Consider the following 18,810-nt stretch of genomic DNA (forward strand, 5'->3'; position numbering starts at 1 on the left):
GGACGCAAAGAGCGCCTGCCGGACTTTCTTATTGTTATTTCTTGAACAAATCCTTCTTTTTCTGATACGTCTGATTCGCCCAATCCGTCAGACGATTCAGACCGATCTTCTCGGCGTTCTTCACCATGCTCTCGTAGTTGACCACGGCTTCTTGCTCGGACTTCGCCAGATAAATCTTAACCTTCTCGTTCTTGATCATCTCGTCGATCTTCGTCTTGAGCGTCTTCTCTTCCGAATCCGGCTGCAGTTGAATGAGGCCGAGCTCGGGCTTGTAAACCGTGAACGCTTTTCTTTCCATTAAGGCTTGCGTCTTCTGCGCGCCCGGCACATAGCTCAGCATGCCTTCCATGACGCCATCGTTGTATAGATACCACCATTTGATACCGTTGCCGTTGACGAAATCGGCGTCGGACGGATCGTACTTCAAGTCCGGATGACCTTCCTCGTTCCACGTCCAATGCTCGCCCTCAACGCCGAACATCGTCAGTTTCCTGCCTTCGTCGCTTGCGAGGAACTCCAGGAATTTAATCGACGCTTCGGGATCCTTGTTGTTCTTCGTGATGAAGGTGCCCGCGAAGCCCAGCCCGGAGCTGACGGCTTTGGTTTTACTCGAAATCGCGCTCGGCAGCATTTTGAACGTGAACGCTCCGCCGGCGTCTTTGACTTTGATGTTGTCCGTGTCCGCTACGCTGACCGTATGGCTGTGAGCGAACGCTTTGCCGCTGGTCGCGTACTGGTCGTCGATCTGGTCGTTCGTGTAAGCGAAGTTCTCGGCCAGAATGTATCCTTCGCGGTAAAGGCGGTTCATGAATTTGAAAAATTCCAGCATTGCCGGCTGTCTGATCGCGTAGTCTACTTTTCCGTCCCGCTCGTACCAGCCGTCCAGAAGACCCTCGACGCCTAACTGCTGCAGGAAGTATTGCTCGATCCAGTCCTTGTCCATAATCATCGGAATCATGTCCGGATATTTCTGCTTGACCATGCCCAGAACTTTCTCGAAATTCTCGATGGTATCGACCGGCGGATTGCCAAGCTCCTTCAGTATATCCTCGCGCACCGCGATGCCGGGGTTGCCGTCGCTGCCGACCGCGTATTTGTTCAGGGCCATTTCCTCTTGGGTCGCGAATGCGTTGCGCACTGTGTAGAAGTTGCCGTCATCCATCGTATGAATCGCGATTCTCGTCTTGTCGATCTTGAAGTCCGGCGCGTACTTCGAGATCAGCTCGTTCCACGGATAGGACAGCTTCGAATCGGACAACCGGTCGATGTTTGCATTCGTGAACACCAGATCCGGAAGGTCGCCGGAGGCGATCATCAACGGAAGCTGCTTGTCGTCGGTCGCGACCGTCACGTTCAACTTGACGCCCGTCTTCTCCGTGATCTTCTCCGCAACCGGGCCCTTCCACTCCTTCACCGGATACCAGGACATATCGATGAACAAAGAAAGCTCCTTCACCTTTCCGCCGTTGGCGGGAGATTCGGACGCGGCCCCTGACGGGGAAGCGGTATTCGCATTCGTGCTTCCTTTATTGCCCTCGTTGTTGCCGCTGCACGCCGACAACAGCGTAGCCGCCAAGATAACGATCAGCGACAGGAGCAGCGCCTTCTTCCCTTTATTTCTGTTCAAAGTAACCCCTCCAACCAATAATATTTATATTAAAGCAAGCGCTTTAATATCAGGCAACCTATTAACCTTTTACGGAACCCAACATAATGCCCTGGATGAAAAAGCGCTGGAGAAACGGATAGACGCATACGATAGGCGCGATGGACACGACCATGGCCGCGACCTGCAGCGAGTAGCTGGTAACGCCCGCGGAGGCGCTGTTCGCCACGGCGATGGCATCCATCGGCGCGTTGCTCTTGTTGATCACTTCCATCATCCGGAAAGCGAGCGTCCGCAAGTTCTCGGATTGCACGAAGTATGCCGAGTCCAGCCAGGAGTTCCATTGCCCGACCCCCAAGAACAGGGACATGGTAGCGATCAGCGGCATCGAGACGGGAAGGATGATCCGGTAGAAAATAACGAGCTCGCCCGCCCCGTCTATATGCGCGGATTCCTTCAGTTCGACGGGAATTTCCCGGAAGAACGAGATGGCGATCAGCAGGAAAAACGTGCTCAGCATGGACGGGATCACGTAGACTCCGAACGTGTTCAGCAATCCGGCCGCCCGCAGCACCACATAGTACGGGATCAGGCCGCCGGAGAAATACATCGCGAATATAATGATCGTGAAGTAGCCTTTGCGGAATAGCAGGTCGCGATGCGATAATCCGTACGCTACCAAGCAGGTGAACAACACCCCCAGGGCCGCGCCGACAAGCGTTCTCGCGACCGTTACCAGGAAAGCCCGGTACCAATGGGAATCGTCCAGGAAGCGAGCGTAATTCTCGAGAGTAAAGGTTCGCGGCCATAGGTAGACGCCCCCGAGCAGCGAATCCGTTCCTTTATTGAAAGACAGCATCAGAACGTAATAGAACGGATACAGCATCGACAGCATGATGACGGACAGAATCGCATAAATCGAAATATCCATTATGCGGTCCCTTTGGTTCTGGTTGAGCGACATGCCGTTCGAGCCCCCTTTCCCTAGAATAAGCTTGAGCCCGACGTTCGTCTGGCGATGTAGTTGCTGGAGAAGATCAGGACGACGGAGATGACGGACTGGACGAGATCGATCGCCGCCGCGTAGGAGAATCTTCCGTCCCTCAATCCGACCTTGAACGCATAAGTTTGCACGATTTCCGAGGTCGAATTGTTAATGCTGTTCCCGAACAGGAACGCCTGCTCGAAGTTCGAGCCGACCAAGCCGCCGCCCAGAATGCTGCCGATCGTCAAGATGAGAACGACGACGATCGTACCTTTCATGCCGGGAAACGTGATATGCCGAATCCGCGCCAAACGGCCTGCTCCGTCGATTTGCGCCGCTTCGTACAGCGAAGGGTTGATGCCCGCGATCGCGGCCAGGAAGATGATCGTCCACCAGCCCATCTCCTTCCACACCGCGCTTCCGACCGCGAATCCCCAGAAGTAATCGGGGTTGGTCAGAATGTCGAGCGGCTTGTCGATCAGACCAAGCCCCATAAGCGCCTTATTGACCATACCCACATCCGTCGACAGGAAGGCGAAGGCGATGCCCCCCACGACAACCCAAGAGATGAAATGCGGCAAATAGCTGATCGTCTGAACGAAACGTTTGAATTTCATATTTTTGACTTCGTTTAATAGAATGGCCAGCAGAATCGGTGCCGGAAAAGCGAATATCACCTTGAGAAAACTCAGCATCAGCGTATTGCGAACGATCGTCCCGAATTGATAGTCGTTCACGAATTCGTCGAAATGCTTGAGCCCTACCCACTCGCTCGTAAAAATGCCTTTAATCCCCGTTGAAATGGAATAGCTCTTGAAAGCCATAAGGATGCCGAACATCGGCGTATAAGCGAAAATCAGTAAAAATATCATGCCGAGACCGACGAACAGGTGTAGCGTCTTTTGCTTTTTGAAACGCTTCCAAACCTGCGGTTGCTCGACCCTTCTACCCGTAGCTCCCGTTGCCCGCGTATCCAGTTCCATGTCTGCCCCTCCTTCGCTTTAAGTGTAATGTCCGGAGGAGAGCGTTCGATAGCCAACATTCTTAAGAAAGCGTTGTCATTTTTAAAGATCGTTCATCGTCCGCGCAGGGTAAGACAAGGATTTACACGCCTCTTAATCTACTGTAGGCTTAGAAGATTAGGAGGAGTTTCCACTTGAATTACATACGCGCCATGCTGCGGCGAATGAAGGCCTATCCTTGGTTGACGTGCGTTTTCGTCGGCGGCATTCTCATCGAGGTGGCCTATGCGGTCGCCGCGCCGTTAAGCATTAAATATTTGGTCGACGAGGCGTTCCTGCCGCGCGATCTGTCCGCGTTCTTCCTCATTCTGCTTCTATTGATAGGCGGCGGGTTGATCAATATCGGGGCGAACATCTTCGGGGATTATGCGATCGGGAAGCTAAGCGGGGAGATCATCCGCCAGTTCCGGGAAGAGCTGTTCGCCGTCCTGCAGCGGCAATCGCAGCCCTTCTATCAACGCTATCGCGTCGGCGACCTGGTCACCCGATTCTCCGGCGACATGTCTTCGATGGAACGGACGGTCCGGTTCGGGGTACCGATGTTCCTAAAAGAGTTGTTAAGCGTATCCATGGGATTAACGCTGCTGTTCACCTTGGAATGGAAGCTTACGCTTGCCGTATTGGCAGGATCTCTCTTGATGGTACTCGGCCCCCGGCTGATGCAAAGCCGAGCGGAAGCGGCTAACTCAGCCTTTAAGGAAGCGCAGGAGCGGTTCACCAATACGATCGACGAGATGGTCAAGGGGCATCGAACGATCAAGGGCCTGCATCAACAGGCCCGATTCGGCGAGAAGGCTCGGCTGCAGATCCGTGAGCTGTTCTCTTCGGGCTTGAAGCTTCATATGAATACCGCGCTCATGGAACGGCTGCCGCTCACCGCGCTGCTGATCTTGAACGGCACGATGATCGGTTTCGGCGGGTATTTGATTTTTCAGGATCAGATGACGGTCGGCGACTTTATGGCGTTCTTCACGCTGTTCATGAGCGTCGGGCAGTCGGGAACCAACCTGACGTATTTAATACCCGGCTTGATCGAAGCGAATATCGGCTATGGGCGAATCGATGAATTGCTGCGTCAGCGCCCATCGGTCCCCGAAGCCGAACTTCCCGTCGAACTGCCGGAGACGGCGGCCTCCTTGCGGATGGAACACGTCACCTTCGGCTACTCGGAGGATAAGAAGCAGTTGCAGGACGTGAGTCTTCATATCGGCCGCGGCGCTTACGTCGCGCTCGTCGGACCGAGCGGTTCGGGCAAGAGCACGGCGCTGCAGTTGTTGGCGCGCTTCTACGATCCGTCGGTCGGCGCGGTTACCATGGACGAAATCGACTTGCGCGCGGTTTCCGAGGCGGACCTTAGACGACAAGCAACGTTGGTCAGTCAAGAGACGTTCCTGTTCGAATCGACGGTTCGGGACAATCTGAAGCTGGAGCATACGGAGCTTACCGATGACGACATGATCCGCGCGGCGCGGCAGGCCCACATTCACGATGCCGTCTCCAACTGGCCCGACGGCTACGATACATGGATTCATAACGGAGGCAGCTCCTTATCCGGCGGGGAGAAACAACGGCTGTCGATCGCTAGAGCCATTCTGCGAAACCCGAAGGTGCTCTTGCTTGACGAGATCACCGCGGCGCTCGATCCGGCGACGGAATCGGCCATTAATCGCCTGATCGGAGAGCTCCGTTCCGACAAGACGATCGTATCCGTCACGCACCGCCTGGCCTCCGTCGTCGACGCGGATGTTATTCACGTGTTCCGAGATGGACGCGTCGTCGAGTCCGGCACCCATGAGGAGCTGCTTGCTCACGAAGGACTGTATCGCACCCTATGGGACAAGCAGAACGGCTTCCGTCTCTCTCAAGACGGCATGCACGCTTCCGTCGACGAGGAATGGTTGGCCAAGCTGCCTTTCTTCGCGGGCATGGAGCCCGCCGTGCTTCAGGATATCGCCGCCCGGTTCGCGACGGAGACCTGCAAAGCCGACGATATCGTCATTCGGGAAGGCGAAGAGGGCAACAAGTTCTATATCATCGTTCGCGGCAAATTCGAGGTGAGCAGGAGCGGTTCCGACGGACAACCGCAACGCCTTGCCGTCCTTCAGGACGGCGATCATTTCGGGGAGATCGCGCTGCTGAGGAACATCCCGAGAACCGCGACGGTAACATCGCTCGGTTCCGCGACGCTGCTGTCGATGCGTCGGGAAGCGTTCGGGCAGCTCACGGACAAGTATCCTGCGTTGCTCTACACGTTGGAGCGCGTATTGGAGCAAAGAATGTAGCGAGGAAGGAGCATCCGCCATGGCGCACTACCAAATCTGCGAGACGGATCAAGCGTTCAGCGAAGCAAGCCGGTTCATTCTCGATCGCAAGCGCGATCTTCATCCCTCGTTCTCTACGGTGGGCATGACGGCGATCATATACCGTTATATTACCGAAGGCCGTCTCTATCTTGCCAAAGACAAAGCGGACGGACCCGTGATGAGCGTTACGGCGTATTTCCACGGCACGCCCGAGACCGAATATGCCGACAAGGACGTCATTCTGATCGATATGGTTATCGCCGACAAGGCATATCGCGGTTCGAGGCATTTCGCGGCGGGCTTCGCGACATTCCTCGATCATCTTCTCGCCTCCTACCCGGAAGCCGAGACGATGCGAGTCGTCGCTTTGACGGATAATGCCTATCTGTGCCGGTTATACGCCAAATTCATGACGGTTAGCGGCGTTCGCGAGGGCGATGTCGGACAAGAAACGATCTTCACGGGTCGAATCTTGCAAATTAGGGGTACACTTTCCAAATATATTCCATTATAATCAGTATATTGTTACCACTTCATGAATAAAGGAGGAACGTCGCATGTACCCAGCAAAACCTGATGTTAAAGACGTTGTTAAAGGCAGCGGCTTCGGCAGAATCGTTATCGTGAACGAATCTTTGCGCGCTCCAGTTAAAGCCTAACGAATGCCCTTCCTGTTTCGTCCATGCAGGTTCGAGATGGACCACGAGGCTTATATGCGGTTCCTGCTTCAGCATCACGACGACCTGAACCTGCCTTATTCTTTCGCGATGAAGCTAAGCTTCTTGGCCAGCCCCCTCTTCAATGGAGATGCTATGTTGATCTTCGACGAGGAGCGCAACGAGCTTGCCGGGGCCGTCGGCATCGTATATGGGACAGGCGCAGGCCGCTACGAGGACCGTCATATTTGCCAGATCGAGATCGCTTACCTGCTGCCGGAATATCGGCGAACGACCTTGTTCTTGAGCGGCTTGCGGGCTTTGATCGGGTTGATCAAGTTCGGCGAGCCGACCGTTGAGCAATTGCAATTCTGGGTCGCGGCGGATAACGACGCGCTCAGAGAGCGGTTATCCAGGCTTCCGGCGTTGCCGGATTCCTCCATGGAGATCGCGGAAGGAATGGCGCATTACAAGGTGTCTCTACAGTCGCTAGTGGCCCTGTGCCGCCGGTTCCGCAAAGTTACTCATTAATACATAAAAGCGATTCCCGCCAACGACATCAGTCGCGGATGGGAATCGCTTTTTATCGTCTTCGGGTTATGCCTTCGCCTTAATATATCCTTCCGCCGTCAACAGCTCCGCGATCAGCACGGCGCCTCCTGCCGCGCCGCGAAGCGTGTTGTGCGACAGTCCGACGAACTTGTAGTCGTACAGGGAATCTTCGCGCAGTCTGCCCGCCGATACGCCCATGCCGCCTTCGAGATCGCGGTCGAGCTTCGTCTGCGGACGGTTGTCTTCCTCGAAATAGGTAATGAACTGCTTCGGCGCGCTCGGAAGCCCCAGCTCCTGCGGACGCCCTTTGAAGCTTCTCCATAGCTCGAGAATTTCTTCCTTCGCAGGCTTCTTCTCGAAAGAGACGAATACGGTCGCCAAGTGGCCATCCGTTACCGGCACGCGGATACATTGCGTCGTAATGTGCGGGCCTTCGGCTTTGACGATGGCGCCATTCTCCACAGTGCCCCAGATGCGAAGCGGTTCTTGCTCGCTCTTCTCTTCCTCGCCGCCGATGTACGGGATGACGTTATCGAGCATTTCCGGCCAGTCGGCGAAGTTCTTGCCGGCGCCGGAGATCGCTTGGTAGGTCGATGCGACGACCGTCTTCGGCTTGAACGCTTGAAGCGCGTGAAGCATCGGCACGTAGCTTTGGATCGAGCAGTTCGGCTTGACGGCAATGAAGCCCGTCTCGGTACCGAGGCGCTTGCGCTGGGCAGCAATGACTTCAAGATGGCCCGCATTGATTTCCGGAATGACCATCGGCACGTCCGGCGTCCAGCGGTGAGCCGAGTTGTTGGAGACGACCGGCGTACCCGTCTTGGCGTAGGCTTCTTCGAGAGCCTTAATCTCGTCCTTCTTCATGTCGACCGCGCAGAAAATAAAATCGACGCCGGCGGCGACTTCTTCCACCTTGGATGCATCCTGCACGACGATCGATTTAACGTCCTCCGGAATCGGAGTCTCGAGCTTCCACCGGCCTTGCACGGCTTGCTCGTACTTCTTGCCCGCGGAGCCTGCGCTCGCCGCAATCGCCGTTACTTTAAACCAAGGGTGCCCATCGAGCAACTGCATGAAGCGCTGCCCTACCATTCCCGTCCCGCCGACGATACCGACTTTCAATACTTGCGTCATAACTACGTTCTCCCCTATCATGTGATTTCTGATTCTGAGGCCATAAAAAAATCCCGTTCCTAAGACTGTCTCCAGCCTTAGGGACGAGATTGGTTTCCCGTGGTACCACCCTAGGTTCGCGGATCTGTCGCCATCTCCGCCTCATCGAGTCGCGCATTCGAACCGGCGCATACTCATGCTCTGTAACAGGAGCTCCTGGCGCAACATCTCCCGTATGAAAGACGGGTTCCGAAGCGCTGCTCAGAGTCTTTATTCGATAACGTCTCTTTGCTCCTTCGCAGCAAACCGGAGCTCTCTGTGAAAGAAACCGTTTATCTACTCGTCTCTTCATCGCAACTTATTGAGAATCATTGTAGCAAATGTACTGCCTAGTCGTAAATGGGCAAATATACAAAGCCGAAGCCGGATCATCGCTCGACACTAACTGCATGAATGGCAGGTATTCCAATCAATTGGATACCCCTTGACCATTAATCGGTACGAAGTGCAGTTATGTAGGTTGAAAACGAGCGTTTCGATCGTTATTGCGGTAATGAGATGTATTCGTGCAGTTATTCGGTAGAAATATGACGATATCGCGATAACGAACTGTACTCCATGCATGAAATTTCCCCATTATACCTTAATGCATCATGACCGGAGCATTAACCGCATCCTCGCCGTCTACTTCCTCGGTCTTCGGCTTCCGAAGCAGGAGGGCGAGCAAGGCGCCGGCAACCGCGATGCATGCGGCGACCAAGAACGTATCGCCGAAAGCCGAGACGAGCGAGGCGGCCATATCTCCCTTGTTAGTGGTCATATGTTCCTCGACGCGATTACCCATGTAGCTTGCCAATCCCGCGATAGCGAACGACACGATGACTTGCTGGGCTGCCGATACGAGCGGCGTTACCCGGCCGACGAGCTTGCGCGGCGCGACTTTCAAGATGTGCGTATTCACCGGCATCATGGACAGCCCCATGCCTATGCCCATCATCATCGTCGCCGTAATGACGTATCCCGCTCCCGAATCCGCCTGAATTTGCGACATATAGAACAAGCCTGCCGCGATGAAGGCGATCCCGACGACGGAAACGACGCGAGCGCCGAACTTGTCGAACAGCTTGCCGCCGATCGGCATGAACAGTCCCGTCATCGCCACTTGCGGCAGGATCATAAACCCGGTTTTGAGAGGCTCGTAATGGAAGACTTGCTGCATGTACATCGGCACGAACAAGAACGATCCGAACAAGGCCATGGTCATTAACCAAGACGCGAAGATGCCGATCGTGAAGTCGGAGGACCCGAACACGCGAAGCTCCAACAACGGCTGCTTATGGAGAAGCTCGACGACAATGAATAACACCAAAGCGACGCCGCCTACGATCAGGCTGACGATCGTATTCGCGGAACCCCAATCCTTGCCGCCTTCACTGACCGCGTAAGATAGCGTAGCGAACGCGATCGGCGCAAGCAGCATTCCCCAGAAGTCGAGTGCCGGAACGGTCTTGCGTTCCACCTTCGGCAGGAATCTGAGGCCGACCATGATCGCGATAATGCCGATCGGCAGATTGATCAGGAAGATCCAGTGCCATGTCGCGTATTCCAGCAAGTATCCGCCCAATACCGGACCGAGCGCAGGTCCTAGCATCATCGGTATGCCGAGCATCCCCATGACCGCGCCTTGTTTGTTAGGGGGAGCAAGCTTGAATATAATCGCCATCCCGATCGGCTGCACCATACCGCCGCCGATGCCTTGGATAATCCGATAGATAATGAGTTGATCAGGCGTCGTCGCGAACGAACACAGAAGCGAGCCTGCCGTGAACAGGAAAATCGTAATCAGAAAAATTTGTTTGGCGCCGAACCGATCGGTCAGCCAGCCGGCCAGCGGAATGACCGCGGACAGCGCCAGCGTGTACGCCGTGATTGACCATTGCATCGTGTTGACGGTGGTATCGAAATCGGACATTAACGTTGGTAAGGCAATGTTCATTACGGTGCTATCGAGTATGACCATAATCATCCCGACGACGATTGCCATCATCGGACCCATAATCGCTTTCATCGAGAACGGCGCGCTTTCCGCGGCTGCACCCACATTCGTTGGACTAGACATTGTTCTCCTCATTTCAATGAAATTTTCTACCAATAAAAGGTACTACTATTATTGTAGAATTACAATCGTTCTAGAGAATGATTTCTCCCCTCCGTCTATGATTGTATTCATCTATTCTGACGAAATCCGAACGCAAGATTCATCGGTAGAGACAATAAAAATGCATCGCTAGGCGCGCATGACGCATAGCGATGCATTCGAGACTTCCGTTAAGACGATACCGACTGATCGTTCGCGCGGCGCTTAAGCGAGCTCCATGGCGTACCCAGGAACGGCAGCGCCCATCGATCCAAGCCGTACCAACCGGCAACCTTCCAACCTAACACGATCCATGTTGCCAGAATGAACAGCAGCGGATTCGTGCTTAGCGTGCCGGCGAACAGGAAACAGGCGTTCATGAATGCGCCGAAGAAGGCCGCGATACCCGTAAGCAAACCGAGAATCAAACCTAGACCCACAAGCAATTCTCCGAAAGCAACTACATAAGAGAATACTTCGGCGCGAGGAAGCACGACGTCTTCCAAGAAAGAGGCATACCAGCCGGTTACGTCCTTGCCGTCGGCCGCCTTGCCGATCGCTCCTTTGATGAATCCGGTAAGCCCGGCACCCGCCTCGCTTCCGACCCACTTGTCGCTCGTAACCTTGTGCCAGCCCGCATCGAGCCAAGCATAACCCAGATACAGACGAATCACTAACCACAGCAGCCCGGATCTCGTGTTGTTGAACAGGAAGTTCGATACCGGGTTTTCAGGGACGATAATATTTTTGCCGCGCAATTCCTCTTTGATCGTCAATCCCATCACCTCGGAGCGATATTGTCGAATCTCAACAATAGGGTAAGGCAATTTCATCCTTTTGTAAACCCGCCTTTATTCCGCTCGGCCAATAAAATAAGGCGCCCGATCGGGCGCCCGCCTGTTACTCCGCTTGTTCGGCATATTGTTTGAAGTTGTTCATGATCGCTTGCCAGCCCGCTTGCTGGAACTCGACGGGATGGGTTTTCTCGGCATCGAACGTTTCAATGACCGTCGTTGCGTTGCCCTGATCGACGAACGTAATATGCACTTTCCTTCCGTCGCCCATGGTGTAGGCGATCGTCTCGTGCAGTCTTACTTCATCATAGATGCCGCCGAAATCGAAGCCCATGCTGCCGTCTTTCGCTTCCATTCTAGTCGTGAACTTGCCGCCTACCCTAAGGTCGTTCTCCGATCTCGGCGCATGCCAGTCTTCCGATGCCTGGTTCCACTTCGTGATATGTTCCGGCTCGGACCATAATCTCCATACCTTATCTACCGGGGCTTGAATGACTGCTTGCACGGTTACTTTCGTCGGGTTCGTCGTTTCCATTGCGATGGACACCTCTCAAATTTTATTATTTGTCGCTTCTCACTTATATTGACGTAACCCGATTTCGATATTCATCGGTGAATTTGCTCCGGAAGCCCCAATCGGGCGAATAATTTGGCATTGATGAAATTTTGTACGTGGAACACTCGGTTATCTTTAACCTCGATGACGTGAATGCCCCACGGGACCAAGACGGACGATTCTTTGCTCGGCATATACTGCGCGAGCGCAGGATACCCGCCGTTCACGGTAACCGGCAAGAACTTCGACCCCACGCAATGCCAACGCGTAATCTCGTAGAACTTCGCCAAATCCTCCTGTCCGCGGATCCACATCGGGAACGGAGGCATAGACATGCAGCCTTCCTCGTGGAACAACGCGACAAGCGCGTTAATATCGAATCGTTCGAACGCTTCCACGTACCGGGATAGCAGATCGGGGTCCGGCTTCGTTTCCATCTTGCTGAACTCGTCGGACCGAAGCTGCGTTCGTTCCAACGTCTCCCTCGCCCTCTGCAACGCGCTGTTCGCCGCCGCCGGCGACATGCCTAACGACTCCGCGATTTGTTTGGACGTCCACTCGAATACGTCCTTCAGAATAAGCACCGCGCGCTGGCGCGGAGGCAACGTCTGCAGAAGCGCGATGAAGCAGAGTTGCAGCGTGTCCTTGCGGACGAGCACATCCTCCGGATTGTGTCCGAAGTCGGGCGCGGGCCACACCCAAGCCGAGTCTGGCAGCGTCTCGGTTGGCGCAATAATAGCGGCCGCCGGATCGTTAAGATCGACGGGAAGCGTCCGGCGCTTGGCTTGTCTCAGCTTGTCGATACATAAGTTCGACGCGATGCGGTAGACCCAGGTCTTGAAGGAGGAGTCCTCTCTGAACGAGCTCCAGCTTTGCCACGCCCGTATGTAGGTTTCCTGCACCGCATCGTCCGCGTCGTCGAAAGAGCCTAGCATTCTATAACAGAACGACGTCAACCCCGGCTTGTAGCTTTCGAATAACTCACTATCAAAAGCGGTCGCGTTCATCATGGCCTCCTGTTTTACGATATCCTTGATTCTCCTCCTCCCATCATATTCGATACGTGCGGATGTCTCAATCAGAATTAGAGATTGACTGTTTTTCGAACTTTTCAAAGATTCCTTTATTTTCTTATAAAGTTAGAGATACAATGAATCACAAGGCTCTGAGTCGCACCGTCCATTACTAAATATCGATCTGCATAAAGGGGACACGACATCATGATTACACTTCTACTCAAACCATTCACCGCCATTATTTCCCGTCTTAAGTACGCGCAAAAGTTTTTGCTGCTCTCTATTCTCTTCCTCATCCCTCTAGCCGCAATAATAAGCATATGGCTCTCTAACTTGTAGGACGATATCGCCCGTATAGAGGATGAGAATGTCGGTGTGACCTATGTCCAATCCCTCGTGCCGTTCATGCTTCATATTCAACAGCACCGCGGTCATGCGAACGGCTATTTGAACGGCAATACGGCTTCCGAGTCCGGCATGAAGGAAACGGCTCAACTGATCGCCGCGGATATCGCACGCATAGGCCAGGCCAACGCCAACGCCTCCGACGTCCTTAATACTCGCGAAACATGGTCCGAAATCCAGAGCGAGTGGACCGGGCTTCAAGCATCGGCTGCGGAGTTGACTGCCCAAGAAAGCTTCGATCGGCATTCCGAACTTATCCAAAGCGTTCTCGATCTCATTACGATAGCGGCCGATCAGTCCGGTCTGTCTCTGGACTCCGAGGTCGAATCGTACTACTTGATGGAAGTCATGGTCAACCATACTCCTTTGCTCATCGAGTTGAGCGCCAAGACGCGCGGGCAAGGCAACGGAATTCTGTCCAAAAAAGTGATTACGGCGAATGAGATTACCAAGTTGACCGTCGAGAAAGAACAAATACAAGTAGCCTTAGCCGGACTGAAGAAAGCGCTAAGCAAAGCCTCGGAAGCCGATCCCGCGCTCGCCGGGTCAATGGACGAAATCGGACGTAACGCCGTGGATTCCATTGCCCAATACTCGAATTCGATAGACGATGCCCTTCTCCTTCCGTCATCAATCACTGCCGATCCCGCGCAGTACTTCGCGGAGGGAACGAATGCGATCGAGAAATTGACGTCCGTCTTTAACCGTACGGCCGAACAATTATCCCGTCTCCTCGAAGAGCGGGACGAGTCGGCCACGTCTGAACGCAATCTTATCACGATCATTATCGGATTAGCCGTTCTTCTGATCGTCGCCTTCTACCTTGCGTTCTACCACAACGTCCGAACGACGATCCATGCTTTGCAGACCGGGGCTGCCCGCTTCGCGGCAGGCGATCTATCCGAACGTTTGGAGCTTCAAACCAAGGACGAACTTCGTCATGTCGGCGATTCGTTCAACGAGATGGCTAATTCGCTGAATGCGCTTCTCCGACGCAATCAGGAAATATCCGAACAGGTAGCCGCGTCCTCGCAGCAACTATCGGCGGTCTCCGGAGAGTCGACGAAAGTGATGGAACAGATCGCAACTTCCGTCGGCAGCATATCCGAAGGCGCGGACTCGCAACTGCGTTCGTTCGAGGAGAACTCGATCGCCATGAATGAGATGGCGACAGTGATCATGAAGATTGCCGATGCGGCCTCGGAAGTGTCGGAAGCGGCTTCGGAAGCGTCCAGAGGAGCACAGCTGGGCGAGAAGAAGCTACAAGTATCGAATGACCAGATGGTTCATATTCAAGAAGCCGTGCATCAAACGAGTGAGCTCGTGACGAAGCTGAGCGAGCATTCGAACCATATTCAATCGATCCTCGATGCGATCATGGACATCTCGTCCCAGACGCATCTGCTATCGTTGAACGCCAATATCGAAGCGGCAAGAGCAGGGGAGCAGGGAAGAGGCTTCATGGTCGTCGCGAAGGAGATCGGCAAGCTGGCGGTTCAAACGACGGAGTCGGCCAAGTCGATCTCGGTTCTGATCGGGGATGTCGGGCAGGTCGTGGAACAAGTCGTGATATCGATGCAGGAGACGTCTCACGTAACGGAGCAAGGCATCCGCAACAATCGCGAGTCCGCCGATACATTGGGCACGATCCTGGGCTCTATCCAGCTTGTAGCTAATCAGATCCAAGAGGTATCAGCGGCGGCAGAGCAAGCATCGGCCAGCACGGATCAAGTCATGGCCGCCTATTCGGATATGGTCCACATCTCGAAGCGCACCGCCGACGAGACAAGAGAGATGGCCGCAGCCACAGAGGAGCAGCTCTCTTCCATGGAGGAAGTCAATTCCTCTTCCGAAATGCTGAGCGCAAGCGCGCAACAGTTGCAGGACGAGCTTGGCAAATTCATTCTGCAGCGCAACAATAACACAGTAGCTTGATTTCACGTACGACGGAGTTATAAGGGGCTGCCCCAAAAGTACATCTAGCTCTCTCTGAGAACAACTCGCTTGCAGGAAAATCGAAAAAATCATGAAAATGGCAGCTACAGGGGCTATCCCTGTGCTGCCATTTCGCGTTATTGGTCAAGCGATAGCGGATTTTTTGCTCCTATTCCCCGCAGTACCCTCAAACGCAAAGAGAACACGCTAGAAGCATCGTGTTCTCATGGACAGATCGGTTGGACAATCGAGCCGCGCTCAGTTTTTCGATTTGCGCAACGGATTGACGATAAATCCATATTTATCGTCTTGAATGACTCTTGCCCTGCCGTTATAGAAGTCAAACGCGGAATCGTATTGCAGCGGAATCACTTCTTTGCCCGTTTTATCGATATACAAGTGCTTTCCGTTCTTTTTAACTGCCGCTAGCCCTTCGCTGAACGGACTTGCAAAGTCATATTGCGCTTGTGCGACAACCTTACCGCTTGTGTTTACGTATCCGCGCTTCCCGTGTTTGAACACCATCGCGATGCCGTCTTCAAACGACCATATTTCACTGTACTCAGGCTTCAGGATCACCTTACCCTTGGTATCGATTAAGCCGAAATTGTTGTCCTTCTCTACCTTAGCGAAGCCGCCGTAGAAATCGAATGCTTTGTCATATAGCGGCTTGACGACGTTTGGTCTCCGAGTATGTCCGTGGGTCGTCTTATGGGCGATTTCTTCGATAATATCTTCACCTATAAGCGGGATCAGGGCTTAAATTTGGGCGATGCCTGCGCCGATGCCAAACCCCGTCGATATGCCGCATCATGATTCGAATGTTTCGTCCGCCCCCTCTTACAACAACTCCTCGTCCAGCGCAAACCTCTCGAGATGAACCGTCGGCGCCGCGTAACCCGCATCAAGCGCTTCCTGCCCCTTCTTCTGCAGCTCGGCCAGCCCTTCCTCCGCCGTCAGCCGATCCGCCAGCACATCCTCGATCACTCTTGCGGAGAGATCGCGGAACCGACGGGTGAAACCATCCGGAACGAGCAGCGTTCTCTGCACCGAATCCGGCCCCAGGGCGTAAAAGTCCGACAAATCCCTTCCCTTGCCGTCCCGCTCGAAGCCGGATCGCGACTGCAGCTCGAAAGTAGACTTGGACTTCAATCGCATGAACGACTCGCCGTGGATGAATTGTATGAACTCCCACGCCAGCGGAATTCGGGCAGACTCGCGATTAATCCCGAAGATGTCGACCAACTCGAAGTACGGCGTCACGCCCGGGTTCTCCGGACTGACCGGCATCGGGGCCGTGCCCCAGGGAAACGCCGCCGGCCGTTTTCCGTCCCCCGTCTTGCGTTCGGCCAGAAAATCCATCATCCGCATCATCAGCAGATTGTCGATCGCCATCGCCGCCTTACCGTCGATAAAAGGATTGCTCCCCAGCGAGATCGACGTCGTCCCGTCGCCGTTATCCAGCAGAGGCGCATGAGGATAATAGATGGCTCCCGACCTGTATCCTTCGACGACTTGCGAGAACACCTTCTTCCATGCCTCGCCGTCCAGCATCAGCTTCGTGCCTTCGGCGTCCAGCAGAGACAGCCGCTTCGTACCGCCGATCTTCACGATCAGATCGAACGGACTGATCGTGAAAGTCGGCTGATACAGGCCGGTCAACGGCTCGCCCGCTTCGTTCTTCGTCGGGAATCTGGCCGCCAGCAAGAGAAGATCGTCCCAGCTCATCCCAGGTTGCGGATACGGCACCCCATACGCGTCGAATATCGCGCGATTGTAATACAGCCCCTTGCTCTCGAACGCAGGCGACAGCCCGTACAACTGACCGCCGCCCCGCTCCCTGAGCAGGTCTATCACGCCCGGCGTCATTCCCTCCGCGTCAAACTTGCTTCGCCGCATCGGGACGCCGAGCTCGAACAGCCTCCCCTTGGCCGCAAGCGCTTCGTACTGGTTCTCGTTCATCAGCAGCACGTCCGGCTTCTGCTCGGCCAGCACCTTCTCGTAGTTGGCGAGCATGTCGCCTTCCCCGCGCGTATCCGACAGATCGACGATCGTAAACTCGACCTCCGGATGACTGGCGAGAAACAGGTTTCCGTAATTCTGGTAGAATGACGTGTCGCTGGCATACATGACCGTAAGCGTGGTTTTCTCCCCCGGTTTCGGCTCGTAAGGTTTCCAATCGCTATCCCCCGCGCCCTCTCGGGAAGACTTATTCTTGCCCCCGATATCCAATCCCGGCGATCCGCCTCCCGAAGCGTTCGTCGTCGGCTGATTATCGCAACCCGCTGCCGTAACCATCGCCGTCAGGGTCAGTAACGCCGCCAGACAGACTAACGTCAGTCTCCGCAGGCGCGCCCCCTCCGCTTTATTCTCCATTGTCCCGCGCATCCTCCTTCGGCACCTTGTCGATACGGATCGAGCCGGCGATTTTCTTGGCTTCCCCTTCGCTCAATTGCCCCGTCAACGTATATTCGTACTCGCCGTCCTTCCAGATCAGCCGTATGCCCCGCTCCCCATCCCGACGAATCCAACCCGGGTTGCCCTTAATCGTCACAGAGTAATATCCGTCCGGCATCGCCTCGTCCTTCTGGACTGAGCGTCTCCTCAATTCCATCAACCCCGACGCTTCCGATGTAAAATGAATTTGGATTTCCGGAGCCTCGTCGGTTTCGGGTACGATTGATACGACCTCTTCTACCTTGTAACCGGCGGGTATATATTCCGGCATGGCCGCCCGATTCATCGCTGCCGCAGAGACCTTCTCCGGAGTTGGAGACGCGGATTGCTGCGAGGCAGGCGGAGTGTCGGACGTCCTAAGCAACGCCAGCGCCGCTACCACCGCGAACACGATCGCCGTCTGCACCGTCAGCCGCAGCGACGTAGGCCGCACCCCCGCCGTGCCGAACCGCCGCTTTCTCGCCGTCGCCGCACGTTCCAGCGTCGACCGCCTCAGCCCCGGACTCGCCTCCACCGATTCAAGCGCCTCCCGTAGTCGCCCGCGGATTTCGTCATCGGCATCGTTCATGTCCATTCCCCTCCCGACTTCTCGATGTAGCCTTTCAACAACGCCCGTCCCCGGTGCAGCCTGCTCCTGACCGTGCCCTCCCTCACCTGAAGCGCGTCCGCGATCTCCTGTGTCGACCATTCATGATAATAGAACATCAGCACGACCATTCTGTACCGTTCCTCCAGTCGCATAACCTGCTCCAACACCTCCCGGCTTTGCTCCGACGCGATCGCCTGATGCTCCGCGCTAGCCACGGCTTCCGCTTCCGAGACGGCCGTATCCTCCGCCCGATCATGCCGGAACAGCACCTTTCGCCACCAAGCCGAACGCTTCAGATCCCGGCACACATTTATCGTCACCTTCAGAATCCAGGGCCGCAGTTTCTCCATCCGTCTCAGCCTGCCCCCGTTACGGTAGACGCGTATGAACACCTCCTGATAAGCATCCTCCGCCTTTTGCCGGTCTCGCAAATAGACGTATGCCGTACGAAGCACGGCATCGCCGTGTTCCGCCATACAATCCGCCAACTCGTCCGCCCCGAACTCCGCAGCTTCGTTCGGACGCCAGACCGCCTCCGCTTCGGGCATCTCCACGTTCTCACCGCCTTCCTGTACTATTAACGAATCAGCGCGCCTTTTCGCTCCCGTTTTTCACTCGATCAACGTCGGTTCGACTTTTCAATTCCGCTATTTTCATTTTTTGTTCCCAATAGAAAACTCCCCT

At 54.8% G+C, this 18,810-nt stretch carries 16 protein-coding genes, 1 pseudogene and 1 other annotated feature; of the genes and pseudogenes, 4 read left to right on the top strand and 13 right to left on the bottom strand.

What is annotated here, in order from left to right; genetic code table 11:
• Positions 1–34: 34 nt before the first annotated feature.
• The 3 genes from COHPA_RS0112705 to COHPA_RS0112715 form a co-directional block, all read right to left on the bottom strand.
• Positions 35–1,627: an extracellular solute-binding protein gene (locus tag COHPA_RS0112705; RefSeq protein WP_027086540.1), complete on the bottom strand. Its 1,593-nt coding sequence runs from the start codon at positions 1,625–1,627 to the stop codon at positions 35–37.
• A gap of 61 nt (positions 1,628–1,688) precedes the next feature.
• Positions 1,689–2,570: a carbohydrate ABC transporter permease gene (locus COHPA_RS0112710; RefSeq protein ID WP_027086541.1), complete on the bottom strand. Its 882-nt coding sequence runs from the start codon at positions 2,568–2,570 to the stop codon at positions 1,689–1,691.
• Between the two features lie 20 nt (positions 2,571–2,590).
• Complete coding sequence (locus COHPA_RS0112715) at positions 2,591–3,574, bottom strand: ABC transporter permease (RefSeq protein ID WP_027086542.1); 984 nt, start codon at positions 3,572–3,574, stop codon at positions 2,591–2,593.
• A gap of 173 nt (positions 3,575–3,747) precedes the next feature.
• Here COHPA_RS0112715 and COHPA_RS0112720 point away from each other — a divergent pair, with 173 nt between their 5' ends.
• From COHPA_RS0112720 to COHPA_RS0112735, 3 genes are all read left to right on the top strand, one after another.
• Positions 3,748–5,895, top strand: a complete 2,148-nt coding sequence (locus tag COHPA_RS0112720) for an ABC transporter transmembrane domain-containing protein (protein WP_027086543.1) — start codon at positions 3,748–3,750, stop codon at positions 5,893–5,895.
• A gap of 19 nt (positions 5,896–5,914) precedes the next feature.
• Entirely contained in the window at positions 5,915–6,430 is a 516-nt protein-coding gene (locus tag COHPA_RS0112725; RefSeq protein ID WP_027086544.1) for a hypothetical protein, read from the top strand.
• A 181-nt stretch (positions 6,431–6,611) separates the two neighbouring features.
• Positions 6,612–7,103, top strand: a complete 492-nt coding sequence (locus tag COHPA_RS0112735; RefSeq protein WP_156926656.1) for a hypothetical protein — start codon at positions 6,612–6,614, stop codon at positions 7,101–7,103.
• A gap of 66 nt (positions 7,104–7,169) precedes the next feature.
• On the opposite strand, the gene asd is transcribed toward COHPA_RS0112735, so the two are convergent.
• The 5 genes from asd to COHPA_RS0112760 form a co-directional block, all read right to left on the bottom strand.
• Positions 7,170–8,258, bottom strand: coding sequence for an aspartate-semialdehyde dehydrogenase (gene asd, locus COHPA_RS0112740; RefSeq protein WP_027086546.1), 1,089 nt, complete (start codon positions 8,256–8,258; stop codon positions 7,170–7,172).
• Positions 8,259–8,334: 76 nt separating this feature from the next.
• Positions 8,335–8,598 (bottom strand) — a binding site (T-box leader).
• Between the two features lie 282 nt (positions 8,599–8,880).
• On the bottom strand, positions 8,881–10,356 hold the full coding sequence (locus COHPA_RS0112745; protein ID WP_035119476.1) for a DHA2 family efflux MFS transporter permease subunit: 1,476 nt from the start codon (positions 10,354–10,356) through the stop codon (positions 8,881–8,883).
• A gap of 209 nt (positions 10,357–10,565) precedes the next feature.
• The gene (locus tag COHPA_RS0112750; RefSeq protein WP_051421845.1) at positions 10,566–11,156 is read right to left on the bottom strand and encodes a DoxX family membrane protein; all 591 of its coding nucleotides are present in this window, start codon (positions 11,154–11,156) and stop codon (positions 10,566–10,568) included.
• 118 nt (positions 11,157–11,274) lie between these two features.
• The gene (locus COHPA_RS0112755) at positions 11,275–11,703 is read right to left on the bottom strand and encodes an SRPBCC family protein (RefSeq protein WP_027086549.1); all 429 of its coding nucleotides are present in this window, start codon (positions 11,701–11,703) and stop codon (positions 11,275–11,277) included.
• Positions 11,704–11,774: 71 nt separating this feature from the next.
• Positions 11,775–12,734, bottom strand: coding sequence for a sigma-70 family RNA polymerase sigma factor (locus COHPA_RS0112760; protein WP_281173011.1), 960 nt, complete (start codon positions 12,732–12,734; stop codon positions 11,775–11,777).
• A 381-nt stretch (positions 12,735–13,115) separates the two neighbouring features.
• On the opposite strand from COHPA_RS0112760, the gene COHPA_RS0112770 reads away from it, so the two are divergent.
• Positions 13,116–15,080: a methyl-accepting chemotaxis protein gene (locus COHPA_RS0112770; RefSeq protein ID WP_027086551.1), complete on the top strand. Its 1,965-nt coding sequence runs from the start codon at positions 13,116–13,118 to the stop codon at positions 15,078–15,080.
• 258 nt (positions 15,081–15,338) lie between these two features.
• On the opposite strand, the gene COHPA_RS26090 is transcribed toward COHPA_RS0112770, so the two are convergent.
• The 5 genes and pseudogenes from COHPA_RS26090 to COHPA_RS23450 all read right to left on the bottom strand — a co-directional run bounded on the left by COHPA_RS26090 (position 15,339) and on the right by COHPA_RS23450 (position 18,674).
• A complete protein-coding gene (locus COHPA_RS26090; protein ID WP_245590298.1) occupies positions 15,339–15,479 on the bottom strand; it encodes a WG repeat-containing protein in 141 nt (46 codons plus the stop codon).
• 15 nt (positions 15,480–15,494) lie between these two features.
• Positions 15,495–15,836: pseudogene (locus COHPA_RS26480) on the bottom strand (WG repeat-containing protein); the annotation flags it as partial.
• 84 nt (positions 15,837–15,920) lie between these two features.
• Positions 15,921–17,456 carry an ABC transporter substrate-binding protein gene (locus COHPA_RS0112780; RefSeq protein ID WP_027086553.1) on the bottom strand — a complete coding sequence of 512 codons (1,536 nt, stop codon included), beginning with the start codon at positions 17,454–17,456 and terminating at the stop codon, positions 15,921–15,923.
• Positions 17,446–18,105 carry a DUF4367 domain-containing protein gene (locus COHPA_RS0112785; protein ID WP_027086554.1) on the bottom strand — a complete coding sequence of 220 codons (660 nt, stop codon included), beginning with the start codon at positions 18,103–18,105 and terminating at the stop codon, positions 17,446–17,448. Before COHPA_RS0112785 ends, COHPA_RS0112780 begins: the two co-directional genes overlap by 11 nt.
• Positions 18,102–18,674 carry a sigma-70 family RNA polymerase sigma factor gene (locus COHPA_RS23450; protein ID WP_245590343.1) on the bottom strand — a complete coding sequence of 191 codons (573 nt, stop codon included), beginning with the start codon at positions 18,672–18,674 and terminating at the stop codon, positions 18,102–18,104. Before COHPA_RS23450 ends, COHPA_RS0112785 begins: the two co-directional genes overlap by 4 nt.
• Positions 18,675–18,810: the final 136 nt, after the last annotated feature.

This window comes from Cohnella panacarvi Gsoil 349, assembly GCF_000515335.1.
In the GTDB taxonomy this organism is placed as follows: Bacteria; Bacillota; Bacilli; order Paenibacillales; family Paenibacillaceae; genus Cohnella; species Cohnella panacarvi.

Bases quoted from the DNA above. Each gene is read 5' to 3' on its own strand.
- COHPA_RS0112725 (WP_027086544.1), top strand. From the start codon at position 5,915: ATGGCGCACTACCAAATCTGCGAGACGGATCAAGCGTTCAGCGAAGCA.
- asd (WP_027086546.1), bottom strand. From the start codon at position 8,258: ATGACGCAAGTATTGAAAGTCGGTATCGTCGGCGGGACGGGAATGGTA.
- COHPA_RS0112715 (WP_027086542.1), bottom strand. From the start codon at position 3,574: ATGGAACTGGATACGCGGGCAACGGGAGCTACGGGTAGAAGGGTCGAG.
- COHPA_RS0112745 (WP_035119476.1), bottom strand. From the start codon at position 10,356: ATGTCTAGTCCAACGAATGTGGGTGCAGCCGCGGAAAGCGCGCCGTTC.
- COHPA_RS0112710 (WP_027086541.1), bottom strand. From the start codon at position 2,570: ATGTCGCTCAACCAGAACCAAAGGGACCGCATAATGGATATTTCGATT.
- COHPA_RS0112760 (WP_281173011.1), bottom strand. From the start codon at position 12,734: ATGATGAACGCGACCGCTTTTGATAGTGAGTTATTCGAAAGCTACAAG.
- COHPA_RS23450 (WP_245590343.1), bottom strand. From the start codon at position 18,674: ATGCCCGAAGCGGAGGCGGTCTGGCGTCCGAACGAAGCTGCGGAGTTC.
- COHPA_RS0112785 (WP_027086554.1), bottom strand. From the start codon at position 18,105: ATGAACGATGCCGATGACGAAATCCGCGGGCGACTACGGGAGGCGCTT.
- COHPA_RS0112735 (WP_156926656.1), top strand. From the start codon at position 6,612: ATGGACCACGAGGCTTATATGCGGTTCCTGCTTCAGCATCACGACGAC.
- COHPA_RS0112750 (WP_051421845.1), bottom strand. From the start codon at position 11,156: ATGGGATTGACGATCAAAGAGGAATTGCGCGGCAAAAATATTATCGTC.
- COHPA_RS0112755 (WP_027086549.1), bottom strand. From the start codon at position 11,703: ATGGAAACGACGAACCCGACGAAAGTAACCGTGCAAGCAGTCATTCAA.
- COHPA_RS0112780 (WP_027086553.1), bottom strand. From the start codon at position 17,456: ATGGAGAATAAAGCGGAGGGGGCGCGCCTGCGGAGACTGACGTTAGTC.